At 71.8% G+C, this 18,298-nt stretch carries 15 protein-coding genes; 6 read left to right on the top strand and 9 right to left on the bottom strand.

All coding sequences use genetic code 11. The annotated features are described in order from the left end of the window. Positions 1 to 68: 68 nt before the first annotated feature. A complete protein-coding gene (locus ACWCWD_RS33490) occupies positions 69 to 2,207 on the bottom strand; it encodes a SpoIIE family protein phosphatase (protein ID WP_450778823.1) in 2,139 nt (712 codons plus the stop codon). A 226-nt stretch (positions 2,208 to 2,433) separates the two neighbouring features. On the opposite strand from ACWCWD_RS33490, the gene ACWCWD_RS33485 reads away from it, so the two are divergent. After that, positions 2,434 to 3,498 (top strand): enoyl-CoA hydratase/isomerase family protein, encoded by a 1,065-nt coding sequence (locus ACWCWD_RS33485; protein WP_450778822.1) that lies wholly within the window; start codon positions 2,434 to 2,436, stop codon positions 3,496 to 3,498. An 84-nt stretch (positions 3,499 to 3,582) separates the two neighbouring features. On the opposite strand, the gene ACWCWD_RS33480 is transcribed toward ACWCWD_RS33485, so the two are convergent. The 3 genes from ACWCWD_RS33480 to ACWCWD_RS33470 all read right to left on the bottom strand — a co-directional run bounded on the left by ACWCWD_RS33480 (position 3,583) and on the right by ACWCWD_RS33470 (position 5,907). Further along, entirely contained in the window at positions 3,583 to 3,810 is a 228-nt protein-coding gene (locus ACWCWD_RS33480; RefSeq protein ID WP_327179840.1) for a hypothetical protein, read from the bottom strand. A gap of 93 nt (positions 3,811 to 3,903) precedes the next feature. Beyond that, complete coding sequence (locus tag ACWCWD_RS33475) at positions 3,904 to 4,398, bottom strand: hypothetical protein (protein WP_450778820.1); 495 nt, start codon at positions 4,396 to 4,398, stop codon at positions 3,904 to 3,906. 141 nt (positions 4,399 to 4,539) lie between these two features. Further along, positions 4,540 to 5,907 (bottom strand): FAD-binding oxidoreductase, encoded by a 1,368-nt coding sequence (locus ACWCWD_RS33470; protein ID WP_450778818.1) that lies wholly within the window; start codon positions 5,905 to 5,907, stop codon positions 4,540 to 4,542. 581 nt (positions 5,908 to 6,488) lie between these two features. On the opposite strand from ACWCWD_RS33470, the gene ACWCWD_RS33465 reads away from it, so the two are divergent. The 4 genes from ACWCWD_RS33465 to ACWCWD_RS33450 all read left to right on the top strand — a co-directional run bounded on the left by ACWCWD_RS33465 (position 6,489) and on the right by ACWCWD_RS33450 (position 10,496). Further along, entirely contained in the window at positions 6,489 to 7,040 is a 552-nt protein-coding gene (locus ACWCWD_RS33465; protein WP_450778816.1) for a GH25 family lysozyme, read from the top strand. Between the two features lie 168 nt (positions 7,041 to 7,208). Continuing rightward, a complete protein-coding gene (adhP, locus tag ACWCWD_RS33460) occupies positions 7,209 to 8,222 on the top strand; it encodes an alcohol dehydrogenase AdhP (protein WP_450778814.1) in 1,014 nt (337 codons plus the stop codon). Between the two features lie 156 nt (positions 8,223 to 8,378). Further along, positions 8,379 to 10,109, top strand: a complete 1,731-nt coding sequence (gene ctaD / locus ACWCWD_RS33455) for an aa3-type cytochrome oxidase subunit I (RefSeq protein ID WP_450778813.1) — start codon at positions 8,379 to 8,381, stop codon at positions 10,107 to 10,109. 45 nt (positions 10,110 to 10,154) lie between these two features. Further along, on the top strand, positions 10,155 to 10,496 hold the full coding sequence (locus ACWCWD_RS33450; RefSeq protein ID WP_390963837.1) for a hypothetical protein: 342 nt from the start codon (positions 10,155 to 10,157) through the stop codon (positions 10,494 to 10,496). Between the two features lie 64 nt (positions 10,497 to 10,560). Here ACWCWD_RS33450 and ACWCWD_RS33445 read toward each other — a convergent pair whose 3' ends face one another. Together ACWCWD_RS33445 and ACWCWD_RS33440 are read right to left on the bottom strand one after the other, a co-directional pair. After that, a complete protein-coding gene (locus ACWCWD_RS33445) occupies positions 10,561 to 12,384 on the bottom strand; it encodes an FUSC family protein (protein ID WP_450778810.1) in 1,824 nt (607 codons plus the stop codon). 332 nt (positions 12,385 to 12,716) lie between these two features. Beyond that, positions 12,717 to 12,917 carry an antitoxin gene (locus tag ACWCWD_RS33440; RefSeq protein WP_450778808.1) on the bottom strand — a complete coding sequence of 67 codons (201 nt, stop codon included), beginning with the start codon at positions 12,915 to 12,917 and terminating at the stop codon, positions 12,717 to 12,719. 537 nt (positions 12,918 to 13,454) lie between these two features. Between ACWCWD_RS33440 and ACWCWD_RS33435 the strand changes: the two genes are divergently transcribed. Then, entirely contained in the window at positions 13,455 to 14,723 is a 1,269-nt protein-coding gene (locus ACWCWD_RS33435; protein WP_450778806.1) for a D-arabinono-1,4-lactone oxidase, read from the top strand. A gap of 21 nt (positions 14,724 to 14,744) precedes the next feature. On the opposite strand, the gene ACWCWD_RS33430 is transcribed toward ACWCWD_RS33435, so the two are convergent. The 3 genes from ACWCWD_RS33430 to ACWCWD_RS33420 form a co-directional block, all read right to left on the bottom strand. Continuing rightward, positions 14,745 to 15,761, bottom strand: coding sequence for an MASE1 domain-containing protein (locus ACWCWD_RS33430; RefSeq protein WP_450778804.1), 1,017 nt, complete (start codon positions 15,759 to 15,761; stop codon positions 14,745 to 14,747). Positions 15,762 to 15,810: 49 nt separating this feature from the next. Next, on the bottom strand, positions 15,811 to 16,638 hold the full coding sequence (locus ACWCWD_RS33425) for a PP2C family protein-serine/threonine phosphatase (protein ID WP_450778802.1): 828 nt from the start codon (positions 16,636 to 16,638) through the stop codon (positions 15,811 to 15,813). A 177-nt stretch (positions 16,639 to 16,815) separates the two neighbouring features. Beyond that, entirely contained in the window at positions 16,816 to 18,081 is a 1,266-nt protein-coding gene (locus ACWCWD_RS33420) for an amidohydrolase family protein (protein WP_450778800.1), read from the bottom strand. Positions 18,082 to 18,298: the final 217 nt, after the last annotated feature.

Genomic DNA, 18,298 nt, shown 5'->3' with positions numbered 1-18,298 from the left:
CGACCGAGCGCTTCGAGCCAACTTTCGGGCCGACCGGGTTCGACATCGGACGGGCGACGGCTCGTTCGTCAGGTCCCTGTCCCTCCGACGCGGTCGTCGTCCTCGGCGGACGGGCCGGGCGGCCCGAGATCGCACCACACGGCCTTCCCTTCGCCCCGGGGCTCGATGCCCCACCGGAGGGCGACCGCGTCCAGCAGCAGCAGCCCGCGGCCCGAGGTCGAGGTCTCACCGGGGGAGCGCCTGCGCGGCCACACGCTGGAGCGGTCCTGGACCGACAGACGTACCCGGCGGACGGGCTCGGGAAGCACCTCCATCGTGAGCACCGCCCCTCCCTCCGTGTGCAGCAGCACGTTGACCAGGAGTTCCCCGGTGACGAGTTCGGCGTCGTCGGCGAGGTCCTCCATGTTCCAGTCGGTCAGGGCCTGCCGGACGATGGAGCGGGCGTCCGAGAGGCCCTCCGGGTCGGCCTGGTGAATGTACTGGTGCAGCCGGGGCGCCAGGGAGGTCCCGATGTCCGGACTGCGCCGCAGCACCAGCAGAGCGACGTCGTCGCCCGCCCCCCAGCGCTCCCAGAGCCGCTCGGAGAGATGGTCGGCCAGGGCCTGAGCCCCCGACGGCCCGGTCCGCACCTCGTGCGCCAACGCCGCCAGCCCGGTGTCGATGTCGGCGCCCGGCTCCTCCACCAGGCCGTCGCTGAAGAGCACGAGGGTCTCGCCCGGTACGAGATCGAGACGGGTCTCCGGAAACTCCTCGTACCCGAAGTACGTCGAGATCCCGAGCGGGAGGCCGCCCCTGACCTGAGGGCTGCGGACCCGTCCGTCGGCGTGCCGGATGAGCGGCTCGAAATGGCCCGCGCGCACTACGCGCAGGGCGCCCGAGCCCAGATCGACCTGTGCGTAGGTGCAGGTCGCGAAGCGGTCGGTGTCCAGTTCGGCGAGAAAGCGCGAGGCCCGGGCCAGCACGGTGGCCGGCGGGTGCCCCTCGGCGGCGTAGGCGCGCAGGGCGATCCGGAGCTGCCCCATGATCGCCGCCGCGTGGGTGTCGTGTCCCTGTATGTCGCCCACCACCAGGCCGTACCGGCCGTTGGGCAGCGCGATCATGTCGTACCAGTCGCCGCCGATCTGGCGCCCGTTCCGCGCGGCGTGGTAGCGCACCGCGATCTCGCCGCCCTCGACGTCCTGGATCCGCCGGGGCAGCATCGCCGCCTGAAGCCCGGTCGCGAACTCACGCTCCTCGTCGAAGAGGATCGCCCGCTGCAGGCTCTGCGCGAGGATGGCGGCGAGGCCCAGACAGAGAATCCGCTCGTCCGCGTTGAACGACATCTGCTTGCCGTAGAACATGGCCAGTCCTCCGAGCGAACGCGCCTGGGCGACGAGCGGAAGATAGGCGGCGGAGGAGAAGCCCAGCTGGTCCTCGTAGGGCTTCAGCACCGGATAGCGCCGGACCATGTCGGCGGGGGAGGTGATGAACCGCGGACGGCCGCTGAGAATGGTGTCGATCAGCGGCAGCTTCCGTCCGAGATCGCCCGAGCCCAGTCCGTCGAACGCCTCCAGCGTGTGCCCGCTCACCGCGGCGACGTTCAGCGAGGAGTTCTGCACCAGCCCGAGCGTCACCCCGTCGCACCCCAGCCTCGCCGTCCCACCGGGCCCGGTCAGTGCCGCCGTCACGTCCTCCACGGATGCGGCACGCGACATGGCGCTGGTCGTCCGTTCGACGATGCTGGTCTGGCGCTGCCGGCGGTTCTCGAGCTCCTTGACGAATTCCGAGTGAGTGACCTCCGCCGTCGCGTCCCGCACCACTCCGACGATCCGGTGGGCCCGGCCGTCCGGGAAACGCAGGATGCGGGCCTGGACGTGCGTCCACTGGACCTCTCCGTCCGGCATCGGCACCTGGAAATGCACGCTGTACGAATCGGCGCCACTGGTGACGGCCTCGTCGACGGAGAGGTTCAGACGCTCACGTTCCGTGGGCTCCAGCAGCTCGACCAGGGTCCCCGGGCGGCTCGCGTCGAAGGTCTCGGGATCCACCCCGAACACGATCAGCCCCGCGTCGTCCACGTTCATGGTCCGGGTCTCCAGGTCCCAGTCGAAGCTCCCGGTCCGGTTCATCGCCAGCCGCTGGACCGTGCCGAGTCCGCTGTCGTGGTCCGGTGCGTCCGGACCCGGCGGCGGGGACGGGTGATCCACAGACTCTGCGTGATCGTTCATTGCGGCTCCGGAGGTCGTCCGGCGGCGGGCCCTACGGGCTGCGAGGAAAGACCCTGGTCGTCCCAATTGTCGAGCCGGTCCGGAGGGAGTGCCACAGATGCTGGTGGGCCCGCCGCGAACAGCGGCGCCCCGCCCTCGGGCGGCTACGCGTGGCATCGCAGAATGGCGGGAACCAATGCCCGCGCACCCTGCGGGCGCCGCCGCGGAACCGTACCGGAGCGCATCCATGACCGACGACGCCCCCGTTCTCCTGCACACCGACGGTCATGTCCGCCGCATCACCCTCAACAGGCCGCGCGTGCTGAACGCCCTCGACCACGCGTCCGTACGCGCCCTCGACGCGGCGCTCGTGGCGGCGGAGCACGACGACACCGTCACGGCGGTGGTGGTCTCGGGAGCCGGGACGCGGGGTCTCTGCGCGGGCGGTGACATCCGAGCCCTGCGCGACGACGCCCTGGCGGGAGGAGCCGCGTCCCTGGACTTCTGGCGCGACGAGTACCGGCTCAACGCGCGGATCCACCGGTACCGGAAGCCGTACATCGCCTACATGGACGGCATCGTGATGGGCGGCGGCGTCGGGATCTCGGCGCACGGGAGCGTACGGATCGTGACCGAACGCTCGCGTGTCGCGATGCCGGAGACCGCCATCGGGTTCGTGCCGGACGTCGGCGGCACCTACCTGCTGTCCCGGGCGCCCGGAGAGCTCGGAACCCACCTCGCGCTGACCGGCCGGTCCGTCGGCGCGGCGGACGCGCTGCTCTGCGGCCTCGCCGACCACCACGTCCTCGCCGAGGACCTCCCCGCCCTCACGGCCGCGCTCGCCGGATGTACGACGCCCGCCGACGTGACGCGCACCGTCCGCGACCACGCCACCGGCCCGGAGGCCGGGGAACTCGACGTTGCGCGCGACTGGATCGACAGCTGCTACACCGCGGACACCGTGGGCGGAGTCGTGGACCGGCTGCGCGACCACGGGGCCCCCGCCGCGAAGGAGACCGCCGAGACCCTCCTCACCCTGTCACCCACCGCACTGGCGGTGACCCTGGCCGCCGTACGCCGTGCGCGGGAGGCGAAGAGCCTGGAGGAATCGCTCGACCAGGACTTCCGCGTCTCCACCCGCGCCTTCGCACACCCCGACTTCGTCGAGGGAGTGAGGGCCAGGATCGTGGACAAGGACTACGCGCCCCGATGGGTCCCGGCCCGCACCGAGGACGTACGCGAGACCGACGTGGCGCGGTACTTCGCACCGCTGGGCGCCCAGGAACTCGGACTGGCACCCGGCCGGGGCTGAGCCGTGTCCCCGCTCGGTCCCGGCGGGGGGCGGTGGCTCACGGACTCCGCCGGGACCGTCCGCCTCGCGGGCGGGCGGCGGGGTTCACCGGCTGCTCGCGGAGAGGCTCGGCCGCAGCGCCCGTACGAGCGCGAAGAGGCGCTCCTCGTTCCCCGAGAGATCGGCGTCCCGGAGCGCCCGGTCCGCCTCCTCCATCGGCGCGGTGAGCAACGGCAGATACAACGGCGCTTCCTGCGGTTCCGTGAGCACGGACCGGGTGGCCTCCAGCAGCCTGACGTAAGCCTGGGCAGCGGCGAGCTCGTCCTTCTCCATGTCGGCGTCTCCTGGTCAGAGGTGTCGGGCCATCAGCATCTCCCATGGGTCTGACAACGCCCCGCAACCAGTCTCCCGGCGACGCGGACCGGGTCACCGTCCGGCCGGTCGCCGGAGGCCGGACGGCGGCTCCACCTCGAGGAAGCGGCGCCGCCGCGGCCCCCGGTAGAGCAGGGCCGTCCAGCCCAGCCCGCGCAGGACCCCCGCACACCGGGTGAGCGACTCCTCCTCGTCCTGGGCGGCGCCGCCGCCCGCCGGGCCCACCCACTCCACCCGGACCGTGCCGGGTGCGGAGCCCGCGCCGACCAGATAGCCGGTCGAGGCCCGCAGGCCCGAGGCATGCACGGCCGACGGCCGGACACCGGCGGCCTCCAGCGCCAGCGCCACCGCGCGCACGGGCCGCAGGAGTTCCCAGGCCGCGGGCACCGCCTCCGGGGCGGGGTGCTCCACGTTGGTCAGGCGCCGGATCTGCAACAGGCCCTCGTGCGCGGTGGCCACGGCGGCGGAGCGGGCCGCCTCGGCCCACTCCGGAAGGGGCGGCCCGTCCCCCGTCGCCGGTTCGAAGCCGGTGTCCCCGGTGGCCGCCATCCGTCACCCCGTCCCGAAGTCCCATGTCCCGTTCCCCGTACGACCAGTGTGCCGTGACCCACTGACACCCGCGCCGACGCCGGCCCGGGGTCCGGTGCGCACCGCGGGCCGGGCTCCGACGGCGGATCAGGCCCCGATGAGTCAGCCGGCCAGCACCTTGCCGGGGTTGAGGATGCCGTGCGGGTCCAGGGCGGACTTCACGGCCCGGTGCATGGCGAGTACGGCCGGACCGAGTTCCCTGCCCAGGCCCCCCATCTTCAGCAGGCCCACGCCGTGTTCACCCGTCACCGTGCCGCCCAGCGCGATCGCGTCGTCGAGGATGTCCTCGAACGCCAGCTGCGCCCTGGCCCGCGCGGCCTCGTCACCGGGCGGCGTGATGATCAGCGGGTGCAGGTTGCCGTCGCCCGCGTGCGCGATGTTGGCCACCAGGATGTCGTGCCGGGCGGCCGTACGCTCGATCCTGGCCAGCATCTCCGGCACCGCCGTCCGGGGCACGCACACGTCCTCGGTGAGCACCGGGCCCAGCCGCTCCAGTGCCGGGTAGGCGAGCCGCCGCGCCTCGAAGAGCGCGTCGGCCTCCTGCTGGTCGGTGGAGACGGCGGCCCAGCTCGCCCCGGCGCGCTCGAAACACTCCCGCACGAGCTCCGCCTCCGCGTCCCCCTCGGCTCCCGGGGTGTCGACCCTGCCCAGCAGGACCACCTCGGCGTCGGCGGACAGCCCCATGTTCTTCCACGCGTCGACGGCGGCGAGACAGTGCCGGTCGACGAGTTCCAGTGCCGAGGGGATGACGCCGGACGCCGTCACGGCACTGACCGCCTCGCCCGCCGCCACGACAGAGGAGAAGTACCCCGCGACGGTCCGCTCGGCGGGCCGCCGCGGCCGGAGCCGTACGGTGATCTCCGTGATCACGCCGAGGGTGCCCTCGGAGCCGACCATCAGACCGGCCAGGTCGTACCCGGCCACGCCCTTGGCGGTGCTCCGCCCCAGCCGGACCGTCTCGCCCAGGCCGTTCACGACCTCCAGGCCGAGCACGTAGTCCCGGGTCACGCCGTACTTCACGCAGCACATGCCGCCGGCGTTGGTGGCCACGTTCCCGCCGATGGTGGACCACGGGGAACTGGCCGGATCCGGCGGGTACCAGAGGCCGTGCTCCGCACACGCGGCCCGCAGGTCGTCGTTGACGACCCCCGGCTGGACGACCGCCAGGCGCTCCGCGGGATCGATCCGCAGCACGGCGTTCATGTCCTCGAAGGAGAGCACGATCGCACCGTCCACCGCGTTGGCCCCGCCCGAGAGTCCGGTACCCGCGCCGCGCGACACCAGGGGGATTTGGTGTTCGACGCAGTGGCGCACCACCGCGCGCACCTCGTCCGTGTTCTGCGGCCTGACCACCGCCCGGGGCATACCGTACGGAGCCCACTCGGCCTCGTCGTGCTGGTACCGGGCCAGACCCGCAGGGTCCGTGAGCACGCGCTGGGCCGGGATGCTGTCGACCGGTGCGTTCGTCATCTCGGTGGCCACCTCCTACAATGATGTATGGGCCACCCATCATGGCGTGCGCGGATCGGGGGCACGGAAGCGGACCCCGGAACACGCCTGCGAGCAGGAAGCGGGCCGCCCGTAATCCCGGTGACCCGCACCGGACCGCCCGGCGGGCGCACGAGGCCACCGAGCGCCTGACCCGGGAACCGCCGGCCAGTCGGCCGGACTCGACCTGACCACGCATCGGGAGACGGTCGCGCCCCTGCTCGGCGGGGCCAGTGCCCTCGCCCGCGCCACCGTGTCGGGCGGGCCGCCCCGCGTCCGGCCGCCGCGTGCCCAGCCGTCCCGGGAAAGGGCGCATGGGCGGTGATCAGACGCCGGGTCAGGTAGCCGCCGATATGGCCCGCACCGATGATTCCGATCTGTATATGATCCGACCTTTTGGATTGCGCTGCACGGTGAAGGCTTCTCTTTCCTCCGCCAACCCCCTTACTCCGCCCGCTATTTCTGGTGAAGAATCGATACTCCCGCCGGAGGGTAAATGGGGCGGGCCCGGTGGGGGCATGTGAACGGACGAGGACGTACACCCTTCGCTGGAAGGTGGCCCCATGCTGCACGGAATCGATGTCAGCTCCTACCAGGAGACGTTCGACACGGACGGAGTGGATTTCGTCTTCATCAAGGCGACGGAGGGGCGTTCCTACGTCAATCCGCATCTGGCGGCGCAGGCGAAGAGGGCGCGGGACGCCGGCTGTGTGGTCGGCTTCTACCATTTCCTCTGGCCCGGGAAGGCGGCGGAACAAGTGCGCTTCTTCCTCGCCCGGACACCGGAGAAATCCGGCGACCTGCTCGCCGTGGACTGGGAACAGACCGGAGACGGCACCCGGGCCGGTAACGCCGACAAGGACAAGTTCCTCCACGAGTTGAAACGGCTCCGTCCCGACCACCGGGCACTGCTCTACTGTGGCCGTTCGTTCTGGCTCGACGTCGACAGGACCTCGTACGCAGGCGACGGCCTCTGGATCGCGGACTACGTCGAACCCGGGGAGCCCCGCATCGAAGCGGACTGGCTCATCCACCAGTACACGGACCACCCGATCGACAAGAACGTGGCGGACTTCGCCTCGCCCGCCGAGTTGCGCAGCTGGGCCGGGGGATAGACCCGTCTCCGCAGCGGTCCTCGCGCGATACGGGGAATCATCGCTCGCGCAGTACCGCACCGGTCGGACATTACCAAGGTGACTTAGTATGTTTTGTGGCACATGTCCGATCCGGTGGGGTGGTGTCTCCCGACGCCTCCGACCCGCCCGGTGAACGGAGGAATGCCCGTGAAAGCCGCCGTGGTCCGCAGTTTCACCGAACCCCTGACCGTGGAGGAGAGGCCCGTCCCGACCCCCGCACCGCACCAGGTGCTGGTGCGGATGGAGACCTCCGGCCTCTGCCACACCGACATCCACGCGGCCCGGGGGGACTGGCCCGTCAAACCCGAGCCCCCCTTCGTGCCCGGCCACGAGGGCATCGGCGTGGTCGAGGCCGTCGGAGAGCAGGTGGACCACCTCTCACCGGGGGACAGGGTGGCGATCCCCTGGCTCGGCGAGGCGTGCGGCCACTGCGACCACTGCGTGTCCGGCTGGGAGACCCTCTGCCTGGAACAGCGCAACAGCGGCTACTCCGTCGACGGCAGTCACACGGAGTACGCCGTCGCCCACGGCACCTACGTGGTGCCGGTGCCCGAGGGCATCGACCCCCTCGACGCGGCCCCGCTGACCTGCGCGGGGGTGACCACGTACAAGGCGGTGAAGCTCTCGGGCGCCCGGCCCGGCGCGCGTGTCCTCGTCTCCGGCATCGGCGGCCTCGGCCACCTCGCCCTCCAGTACGCGCGGATCTTCGGCGCGGAGACCATCGCCGTCGACGTCACCGACGAGAAGCTGGCGCTCGCCCGGGACCTCGGCGCGGACCACGTCGTCGACGCCCGAACCCAGGACGTCGCCGAGGAGACCCAGAAGCTGGGCGGCGCCGACGCCGCCATCTCCCTGGCCGTCAGCAACGAGTCCTTCTCCGCCGCGTACGGATCGCTCCGCCGGGGCGGGACGCTGGTGCTGGTCGCGCTGCCGGCCGAGGGCACGCTCGCGCTGCCGGTCTTCGACACCGTCCTGAACGGGATCACGGTCGTCGGCTCGATCGTCGGCACCCGCGAGGATCTGGCGGAGGTCTTCCGGCTGCACCGCCTCGGCCGCACCCGGGTCGTCCGCGAGACCCGGAAACTCGACGACATCAACAGCTCGATCGGCGAAGTGCTGGACGGGAAGGTGTCCGGCCGCCTCGTCTTCGACCTCCGCTGACGTCCTCTCGGCGGCGCCCCCGCCGCCGTTGGGCCGTTTGAGTGTCCTTGGCGCCCGGTGACGCTCCACCGGGAAGGATGTCCCACAGGGCCGAACCCCACCGGGCCATTCTGGTCGGCGAGTCCGCAACGGACCGTCGATCAAAGGAGCGTCGCAGTGACGACGAGGGGTACCTCAGAACCGGTGGAATCAGAGGCCGCGTACGCGGACGAACTGCCGGTACGGCGCAAGCAGCCGGGGAACGTCGTCATCAGATGGCTGACCACCACCGACCACAAGACGATCGGCACGCTCTACCTGATCACGTCCTTCGCCTTCTTCTGCGTCGGCGGCGTGCTCGCCCTGGTCATGCGCGCCGAACTGGCCCGGCCGGGCAACCAGATCATCTCGAACGAGCAGTTCAACCAGGCGTTCACGATGCACGGCACGATCATGCTGCTGATGTTCGCGACGCCGCTGTTCGCCGGTTTCACCAACTGGATCATGCCGTTGCAGATCGGCGCGCCCGACGTGGCGTTCCCGCGGCTGAACATGTTCGCGTACTGGCTGTACCTCTTCGGTTCGCTCATCGCCGTCGGGGGGTTCCTCACCCCCAACGGCGCCGCGGACTTCGGCTGGTTCGCCTACTCACCGCTCACCGACGCGGTCCACTCGCCGGGCGTCGGCGGCGACCTGTGGATCATGGGTCTCGCCTTCTCCGGGTTCGGTACGATCCTCGGCTCGGTCAACTTCATCACCACGATCGTCTGCATGCGCGCGCCCGGTATGACGATGTTCCGGATGCCGATCTTCGTGTGGACCGTCCTGCTGACCGGTGTGCTGGTCCTGCTGGCCTTCCCGGTCCTCGCCGGTGCGCTGCTGGCCCTGGAGGCCGACCGCAAGTTCGGGGCGCAGATCTTCAACCCGGCCAACGGCGGGTCGCTGCTCTGGCAGCACCTCTTCTGGTTCTTCGGCCATCCGGAGGTGTACATCATCGCGCTGCCGTTCTTCGGGATCGTCAGCGAGGTCATCCCGGTCTTCAGCCGCAAGCCGATCTTCGGCTACATCGGACTGATCGCGGCCACCATCGCCATCGCGGGTCTCTCCGTGACGGTGTGGGCGCACCACATGTACGTGACGGGCGGCGTGCTCCTGCCGTTCTTCTCCTTCATGACGTTCCTCATCGCGGTGCCGACCGGTGTGAAGTTCTTCAACTGGATCGGCACGATGTGGAAGGGCTCGTTGTCCTTCGAGACGCCGATGCTCTGGGCGACCGGCTTCCTGGTCACCTTCCTCTTCGGAGGACTGACCGGTGTTCTGCTGGCCTCGCCGCCGCTGGACTTCCACGTCTCGGACTCGTACTTCGTCGTCGCGCACTTCCACTACGTCGTCTTCGGCACCGTGGTGTTCGCGATGTTCGCCGGATTCCACTTCTGGTGGCCGAAGTTCACCGGCAGGATGCTGGACGAGCGGCTCGGCAAGATCACGTTCTGGACGCTGTTCGTGGGCTTCCACGGCACGTTCCTGGTCCAGCACTGGCTCGGTGCCGAAGGCATGCCGCGCCGCTACGCCGACTACCTCGCCTCCGACGGCTTCACCGCGCTGAACACGATCTCGACGATCTCCTCGTTCCTGCTCGGCCTGTCGATCCTGCCCTTCCTCTACAACGTCTGGAAGACCGCCAAGTACGGCAAGAAGATCGAGGTCGACGACCCGTGGGGCTTCGGCCGTTCGCTGGAGTGGGCCACCTCGTGCCCGCCCCCGCGCCACAACTTCGTCACCCTGCCGCGGATCCGCTCCGAGTCCCCGGCGTTCGACCTGCACCACCCGTACGTCCGGGCGCTCGACGACGCGACCAACGTCCCCGACGCGTCGGTGACCATCGCCCCCGGAGACAAGCAGCAGTAGGCGGTGTCCGCCCGACGACGTCCGCTGTCACGAGAAGAGGAACCCGTGAAACCCGATCCGGACTGCGCCCGGGGCCTCGCCCGCATGGAGGGCTACCTCCTGTGGAACGCCGAGGTCGAAGAAGCGCGCCGCCGCGCAGGCCGCTTCACCGACCAGCTCCCCTGGCTCACCACCGCCCAGCGCGAGGACGTGGAACGCGTCTACGTCACCGACCGGGTGGCGGTCTGCCGTGAGTCGTTCAGCCGCGTCGCCGGGCGGGCCGTCGAGCTCCGCGCCGAGTACACCGAACGCTACGAACAGCTCAGGAAGCGCTGCGTGGCCCTGTCGGTCGCCGGGGCCGGGGCGGTGACGGGCGCCTTCGCCGCGCTGACCCTGCTCACCCGCTGACCCGGTCCACCACGCGTCCCGCCGCGGGCACCACGCCCGCGGCGGGACGCCGTACGTCGCACGCTCACACCGCCGCCACCGGTGCTTCCGCCCGCTCCGGACGGAACACCCCCGCCTGCGCGGCGTCCAGAGCGGACAGCCGGGCGGTCAGCCGGTCCGCGTACGAGCGGGACAGCCCGGCCGGGCGGCCGTCGAGGTGCACGGCGCAGGCGGTCGTCGTGTCGATCAGCAGCTCCAGCGCCTGGGCGACCTCGGCGGACCCCGCCGTACGCCGGGCCACCGGGGGCAGCTCGGCGGCCGACAGCTCGATCGCGTTCCGGGCCGCCGCCAGGGACCGGTAGGCGTCCCGGCGCAGATCGCCCCGCCGCTCCCCGTCCCTCGGGTCGTCCAGCACGTGGCGGAGATACCGGTACGCGGCCGAGGTCGCCGTGTCGAGCGCCGAGCGCACCGAGGCCACCCGGTGTCCCGGCATCCGCACATGGCCGATCACCAGCACCAGCGCACACGCCAGCAAGGACTCCACGACACGTCCGGCACCGGCGGACGGCTCACCGGTCAGCGCCACCAGCGAGAGCACGAGCACGGTGACGACCGCGGTCTGGGCCGCGAAGTGCCGGCTGGCCACGGGGACGAGCGCCCCGCACACCGCGACCGCTCCCACCGCGACCGCAGGCCCGGCGAACGGTGCCAGCAGCACCGCGAAGAAGGCCGCCCCCGCCACCGTCCCGACCGCCCGGCACAGCACCCGTGAGGCCAGCGGCCCGAGGTCGGGCTTGACCAGGAACACCGCGGTCGCCGGCAGCCAGTACCAGTGGTCGTGCCGGAGCAGCTGGGCGAGCACGGTGCTCGTCCCGCAGCAGAGGGCGACCCGTATCCCGTACGCGCGCCCGGCCGGGCCGAAGGCACGCCGCAGCAGGGACGGCCGCCCGGACGCCTCGCCGGTCCGCAGCCGCCGACTGCCTTCGCGGCTGTCGAAGTCCGCGGCGGCGCGCAGCAACGCCTCGTCGAGCGCGCGCAGCCCTGATCCGGACCGGGCCGGCGCGGGGAGCGCACCGCAGTGGGTGCCCGTGAGGACGGCCCGGGCCAGCTGGTCGGGTCCCTCGGCGATGCGGGCGGGCAGTGGTTCCCCCGCCCAGGCCAGCGCGGTCGCCGCCTCGGCCAGAGGAAACGCGGCGGCGTACTGGGCGTGCAATCTGCGCTCGGCGGCCGAACTCGCGTGCCGCCGCAGCCTCGGCCCGGACAGCGTGTCCTGCGCGTGGTCGAGCGCGGCGCTCAGAGCCGCGCGCCGGCCCGGCGCCCGGTCGCTTCCCGCCGCCCGCAGGAGATCGGCGACAGCCGCGTACACCGCCGCCACGGCTTCGCGCTCCCCGTCGAGCACGTACGGAGCGCCCGCTCCCGTTCGGGAACGTACCGGGGAGGGCAGCACCAGCCGCAGCACCAGCAGCCAGCCCGCGCCGACGAGGAACAGGACCGCGCGCTGCCAGCCGGGCTCGGGCAACGGCATCCCGGCGCCGATCACGGCCGCCACCAGCAACTGGGTCCCACAAGCGGAGGCCACCGGCCCGGTCGAGCTGAGCGCGCCCGCCACGAGCCCCAGCACGCCCAGCGCGAGCGGCAGGACCACCAGGGAACGCCCGCCGCCGTCGAGCCCGCCGATGCAGGTGCCGAGGAACAGCCCGAAGGAGCCGATCACCGCGGGGAGCCCGAGCCGCAGCACCGCGCCGCGCCGGCTGCCCGGGCGGTCGTTGATCCCCGCGAGCAGGGCCCCCAGCGCGGCGGGCACCCCCAGCGAGGGGCGGTCGGCCAGGACCGACAGCAGCAGCGGCAGCACGGCCGGCCCGCCCCGCAGCACGGCACCCCAGGGCACCGGGGCACGCTGCATCTTCATGACGTGTCCGAGCCAGCGGGGCAGCGGACGTGAAGGGAGGGAGAAGGGAAAGGCGGGCAAGGAGGTTCGGAACACGGGGCTCCCGTCCAGCGGTGACATGGTGCGCCGGTGGACGTCCTCGGCCTTGGCTTCGTGCACCAAGCGTAGGGGAGCAACGTGGAGAACGTGCTACCCGGCCGTTTCCGGAACGTGAAGGCCCCAGAGCCCCCTCAGCGGGAAAGGCCGGCGGAGCGCCCCGCCGGCAGCCGGCCGGCACCACCCGGGCCGTCTGGGCCGGGGGCTTCGCGGGCGGTGACCTGTGGATCACGGGCCGCCCCGGGCCGCCGCACGGCCTACCGGCGCGGCGGATTGCCCTCGCCCCGCTCGCCCTCCGCCCCGAACTGCCGCTTGAGGCCGTCCTGAGCCGAGTCGACCTGGCTCTGGTACTTGTTGCCGGTCTTCTTGTCGATCATGTCACCGGCCTTGTCGACGGCCTTGCCCGCCTGGTCCTCGTGGCCTTTGAGCATCTTCTTGATCTTGTCCATCGCCGACATGACGTGTCCTTTCCGTCGTCGTCCCCCCGGGTCCCCTCAAGGTTCGCCGCACCCCGCCCGCTCCGCATCCCCGGTCGTACGCCGGGATGCGAAGCCCGCACCGGCGCGGAAGTGTGAACACCGCCCCCTGGGGCAGATACCGGTTGACCAACAGGAGGTGGTGGCAATGGGCCGCATCAGGATCGTCCGCCGTCCGCCCCAGCCCTCGGGGCCGCCCCCGCTCGATCTGCGCACGCCGTCCGGCCGGCCGCTTCCCTACTGACGACGCCAGGCCGTGTGTCGAAAGTCCCGTCCCTGCCCTTCGGGCGGGCGGCGCCACTTTCGACATGCGGCCCAAGGTGCCGGAATACGGCCTGAGGTGTCGGACGCCCCCCACCGGCACCCGCCGTCCGGAGCCGCGCGACTAAGCTCCGTACGCATGATCGATCTCTCTCGCCCGCGCTCGTGTCCCGAGCAGGGAACCGCCGCGTGTCCGCCGCCTGCCCCGCGCCCCACCCCTCGTACGATCCGCCGGGCCGCACGGTGGGGGAGTGCCGCGTGAACGCCCCCGAGCGGAACTGGGCCAAGAACGTCACCTTCGGCGCCCGTCGCCTGCTGACCCCCACGTCCGTGGAAGAGCTGCGCGACATCGTGGGATCGGCCACCGAGCTCCGCGCCCTGGGCACCAGGCACTCCTTCAACGAGATCGCCGACACGCGGGGTGACCTGGTCTCCGTCGCCGGGCTGCCCCGGGTGGTCGACATCGACTCCGCTGCCCGGACCGCCACGGTGAGCGCCGGACTGCGGTTCGGGGAGCTGACCGGAACCCTGCACGGGAGCGGCTTCGCACTCCACAACCTGGGTTCCCTCCCGCACATCTCGGTCGCCGGAGCCTGCGCCACCGGGACCCACGGTTCCGGCATCGGCAACCGCTCGCTGGCCGGAGCGGTCCGCGCCGTCGAACTCGTCCGCGCGGACGGCTCCCTCACCACGGTGGAGCGCGGTCACCCCGACTTCCCCGGCACGGTGGTGTCGCTCGGCGCGCTCGGCGTCGTCACCCGGCTCACCCTCGACCTCGTCCCCACCTTCGACGTCCGGCAGTGGGTCTACGAAGACCTGCCCCGCGACCAGGCGGTGCACGGGTTCGACGAGATCATGGCCGAGGGCTACAGCGTCAGCCTCTTCACGAGCTGGCGAGACCGGCCGGTCGACCAGGTCTGGGTGAAGCGTGCCGTCGACGGCGAGGACACGCACGAGGCCCCCGCCGAGTGGCGCGGCGCGGTGCTCGCCGACGGCCCCCGCCACCCGGTTCCCGGCATGCCGGCCGGAAACTGCACCCCGCAGCAGGGGACACGCGGCCCCTGGCACGAGCGGCTGCCCCACTTCCGCCTCGAATTCACCCCGAGCAGCGGTGACGAACTCCAGTCGGAGTACTTCGTGGCGCGGAGCGACGCACCCGCGGCTTTCGAGGCACTGGAGCGCATCCGGGACCACATCGCACCCCAGCTGCTGATCTCCGAGATCCGGACGATCGCCGCCGACGACCTCTGGCTGAGCCCCGCCCGGGGCCGCGACTCCGTGGCCTTCCACTTCACCTGGAAGCCGGACACGGCGGCGGTGATCCCGGTGCTGCACGCCGTCGAGGAGGCCCTGGCCCCCTTCGGCGCGAGGCCCCACTGGGGCAAGGTGTTCCCCATGGGCCCCGGCGACCTGCGCGGCCTCTACCCCGACTGGGCCCGCTTCGAAGAGCTCGCCGCCCGCCACGACCCCGAGGGAGTCTTCCGCAACGACTTCCTGCGCCGGTTCTTCCCCCGGTCCGGGGACTGACCCCGCGCCCGGCCGCCCGTCTCACCCGAGCCCCGGCCGCATCGCCGCGCGCTCGCCGGAGACGGGCCTCCGGGCGCGGCGGTCCGACCGGGGCGTCAGCTCTTCGACCAGCTCCGCCAGCTCCACACAGGCGTGCTCCATCTCGCGGCGGATGTTCAGCTGCTCCGTGACGACCGCCGACAGCAGCAGCGAAGTGAGCGTCACCGAGCCGTTGAGCAGCGCGAGGTTGAGCATCACCTCCAGCACCTCGTGCCCCCGGAACGGCCCGGCCTGGTGCGTCGCGGAGATCACCGCGAGTACGGAGACCAGCAAGGCACAGGGGGCGCTGCCGGGCAGCTGGAAGCGGAGTGCCGCCCAGATCAGGACGGGGAACACCAGATAGAGCATGGCGAGCGTGCTGGTCGTCGCCAGCAGGGAGGCGCCCGTCATGACGACGAACAGGCCGACTGCCTCCAGCCAGCGGTCCGTGGCCCGGGGCATCCGCGCCCGCCGCAGGACCAGCAGGATGGGCGTCACGACGAGTACGCCCATCACGTCCCCCGCCCACCAGCACGCCCACACGGGCCAGAACCGCTCCAACGGCAGTTTCTCGGTCAGGACCAGCGTGACGCACCCCAGTACGGAGCTGACCAGCATCCCCGCGAAGGCACCCAGGAACACCAGCGCGACCCCGTCCCGCAGCCGGTCCAGCTCCTCCCGGAAACCCACCGACCGCAGCGCCATGTACGCGCAGACCGGGCCGAGCGTGTTGCCGGCCAGGATGCCGAGCCCCAGGGGCGAGAACGAGCCGCTGATGGAGACCGTGGTGAACAGGGCGCCGAGCGCGATGCCGGGCCAGATCCGGATGCCGAAGTGCAGCAGGGCGGCCAGCGCCACTCCGGTGGGCGGCCACAGGGGCGTCACGACCGACTGGTACGCCTCCACCCTGCGCAGCAGCCCCAGACGGCCGGACAGGTAGTACACGGCGGCGACGCCCAGGAGCTGAGCGGCGGCCACGGCCCGGCCTCTGGCCTTCTCACTGCGGATCACAGATGTCATCAGACACCGGCCCCGCGCGCGACACCCGCGGTGACACGCGCGGTGCGCGTCAGCCGGCCGGTGCGCCGCCGTGGCGGAGGACGAGAAAGGCGACGTCGTCCTCGTGGCCCGTCATGTCCGCGGCCCCGAGCACCGTCTGCGCGAGCTCTTCGGCGGAGGCGGTCACATGGGCGCTCACCAGCCGGCGCATCCCTTCGAGACCCTCGTCGAGATCGAGGGAGGGGCCCTCCACGAGTCCGTCGGTCAGGAGGACGATCGCGCCGGGTACGTCCAGGGAATGCCGGGTGACCGGGTACACCTCCCCGCTCTGGATGCCCAGGGGCAGTCCGCCCGGACTCTCCACGATCCCCGACCGGCCGTCGACGCTCGCCCACACGCTCGCCACATGGCCGGCGCGGGCGGAATGGATCTCGTGGGTGACCGGATCCACCCGCAGAAAGGTGCACGTCGCGAACAGGGGCGCCGTGACCGACATCATCAGATCGTTGGTGCGGCGCATCACCTCGCCGGGGTCCGAGGTGCTGCCCGCGATGGCCCGCATCGCGATCCTGATCTGCCCCATGACGGCCGCCGCCTCGACGTCGTGCCCCTGTACGTCACCGATCGCGAAGCCGAGCGTGCCGTCCGGCAGCGCGAAACCGTCGTACCAGTCGCCGCCGATGTCCAGCCCGTGGTGGGTCGGCTGGTAGCGGGCCGCGGTCTGCAGACCGGGGACCGAGGGCAGCGCGCCCGGCAGCATGGTGCGCTGGAGCGCCTCGGCGAGTTCGACCCGGGCCTGATGGAGCTCCACCTCCTGCCGCGCACGGGCGGTGAGCTGCTGCAGGGTGCCGAGGAGATCCGCGGCGCTCGCTGGGGCGGGATTCCTCCGGCGAGTCATCGGCTGCTCCAGTGCGCATCGGTCACTGCAGACTATTTCGCGCGGGCCGCTCCGGCTACCCGGCGGCGTACTGACGGCCGGAGCCGCGTCCACTGCCCGCCGCCCGGCCCCGGCACCCTACGATCCAGTCCGGAGCCGCCCGGCCCGGCGGCTGACCGCGGGGCCGGGCGCCGTCTCTCAGGCCAGCCGGTTCCGGTGGACCCGGCCGTCCTTGACGATGACGGCCAGATTGTCCTCGGGCGCGCCGAGCACGTTCAGATCGCGGGTGGGGTCGCCCTCCACGACCAGCAGGTCGGCCCAGGCGCCGACCGTGACCTCGCCGATGCGGGCCGCCTTGTACGGGTCGCGTTCCCCGGAGAGCCGGAACAGACGGGCATTGCCCGAGGTGACCATCTTCAGCGCTTCGACGGGCGTGAAACCGAAGGTGCTCGACAGCCGGGTGAGCATCTCGCTCTGGAGGCCGGCCTTGGACGGATCCAGCAGCAGGTCCGTTCCGAAGGCGATCTGCGTCCCCGCGGCCCGCGCCCACGCGTAGGTCCGGGCCACGCCGTCGCACACCTGCTTGTTCTTCGCCGTGGACTCCGGAGAGGAGAAGGAGTGGTCGCCCTCCACGAACGGCTGGGTGCTCAGCCAGACGCCCGCGTCCGTCAGCAGCCGGATGGTCTCCTCCGACGCGAGGTGACCGTGCTCGACGGACTTGATCCCGGCGGCGACCGCGCGGCGGATCCCCTCGTCGCTGAAGACGTGCGCGCTGACGTACGTACCCCAGTCGGCGGCCGCCTCGACCGCCGCGCGCAACTCGTCCACCGTGTACTGCACCACGTCCAGCGGGTCGTGCGCCGAGGTCACCCCGCCGCCTGCCATCACCTTGAGCTGGGTGGCGCCCCGTTTCAGCTGCTCGCGGGCGGCCGCCAGCACCTGGTCCCGGCCGTCGGCGACCCGCATGAAACCGATCCCCTCGGCCCGCGACGGCGCGCCGCCGAACGTCGTGGCGTCGTCGTACGCGCAGGAGAAGTCGCCGTGCCCCGAGGTCTGCGAGAGCGCCGCCTGGCTCGGATAGATCCGCGGGCCGGGAAAGGCGCCCGCGTCCAGGACCTGCCGCAGCGCGGTGACGTCCCCGCCCATGTCCCGCACGGAGGTGAAGCCCCGCATGAGCATCCGGCCCGCCTCGGCCAGCGCCTGGTAGTAGCCCGAGCCGGTGCTGCCCATGGCCAGTCCGATCTCGGTGTTCCCGGCGGCGAAAAGGTGCACGTGCGCATCGGTCAGCCCCGGCATGAGCACGCGTCCGCCGCCCTCGACGGCCAGCGCGTCCGGCGGCGGCGTGCCGCCACCGATCGCGGCGATCCTGCGGTCTTCGACGAGCACCGACGAAGGTCCCGAGAGCTCGCTGTTCAGCCCGTCGAAAATGCGGACGTCACGGATCAGGATCGGTACGGAGCCCATGGGGTTCCTCTCTGCGGACGGAGGGCGCCGAAGGCGAAGGACGCCTGCCGCGCCAGGGACCGGCCCGGAGAACCGGGCCGGTTCCTCTGCCTACCGCGAGTCTTTTGTCCTGAAACATTCATATATGGGGAGACCGGTGACGCGTGACCGGACCTCCGCCGCGGCCCTGCCCGGCCCGGCGGCGGACGGTTGTCGATGCGTCTGTTCGACGCTACGT

Source organism: Streptomyces sp. NPDC001493 (assembly GCF_053597235.1).
This window is presented reverse-complemented; position numbering and strand designations above follow the sequence as displayed.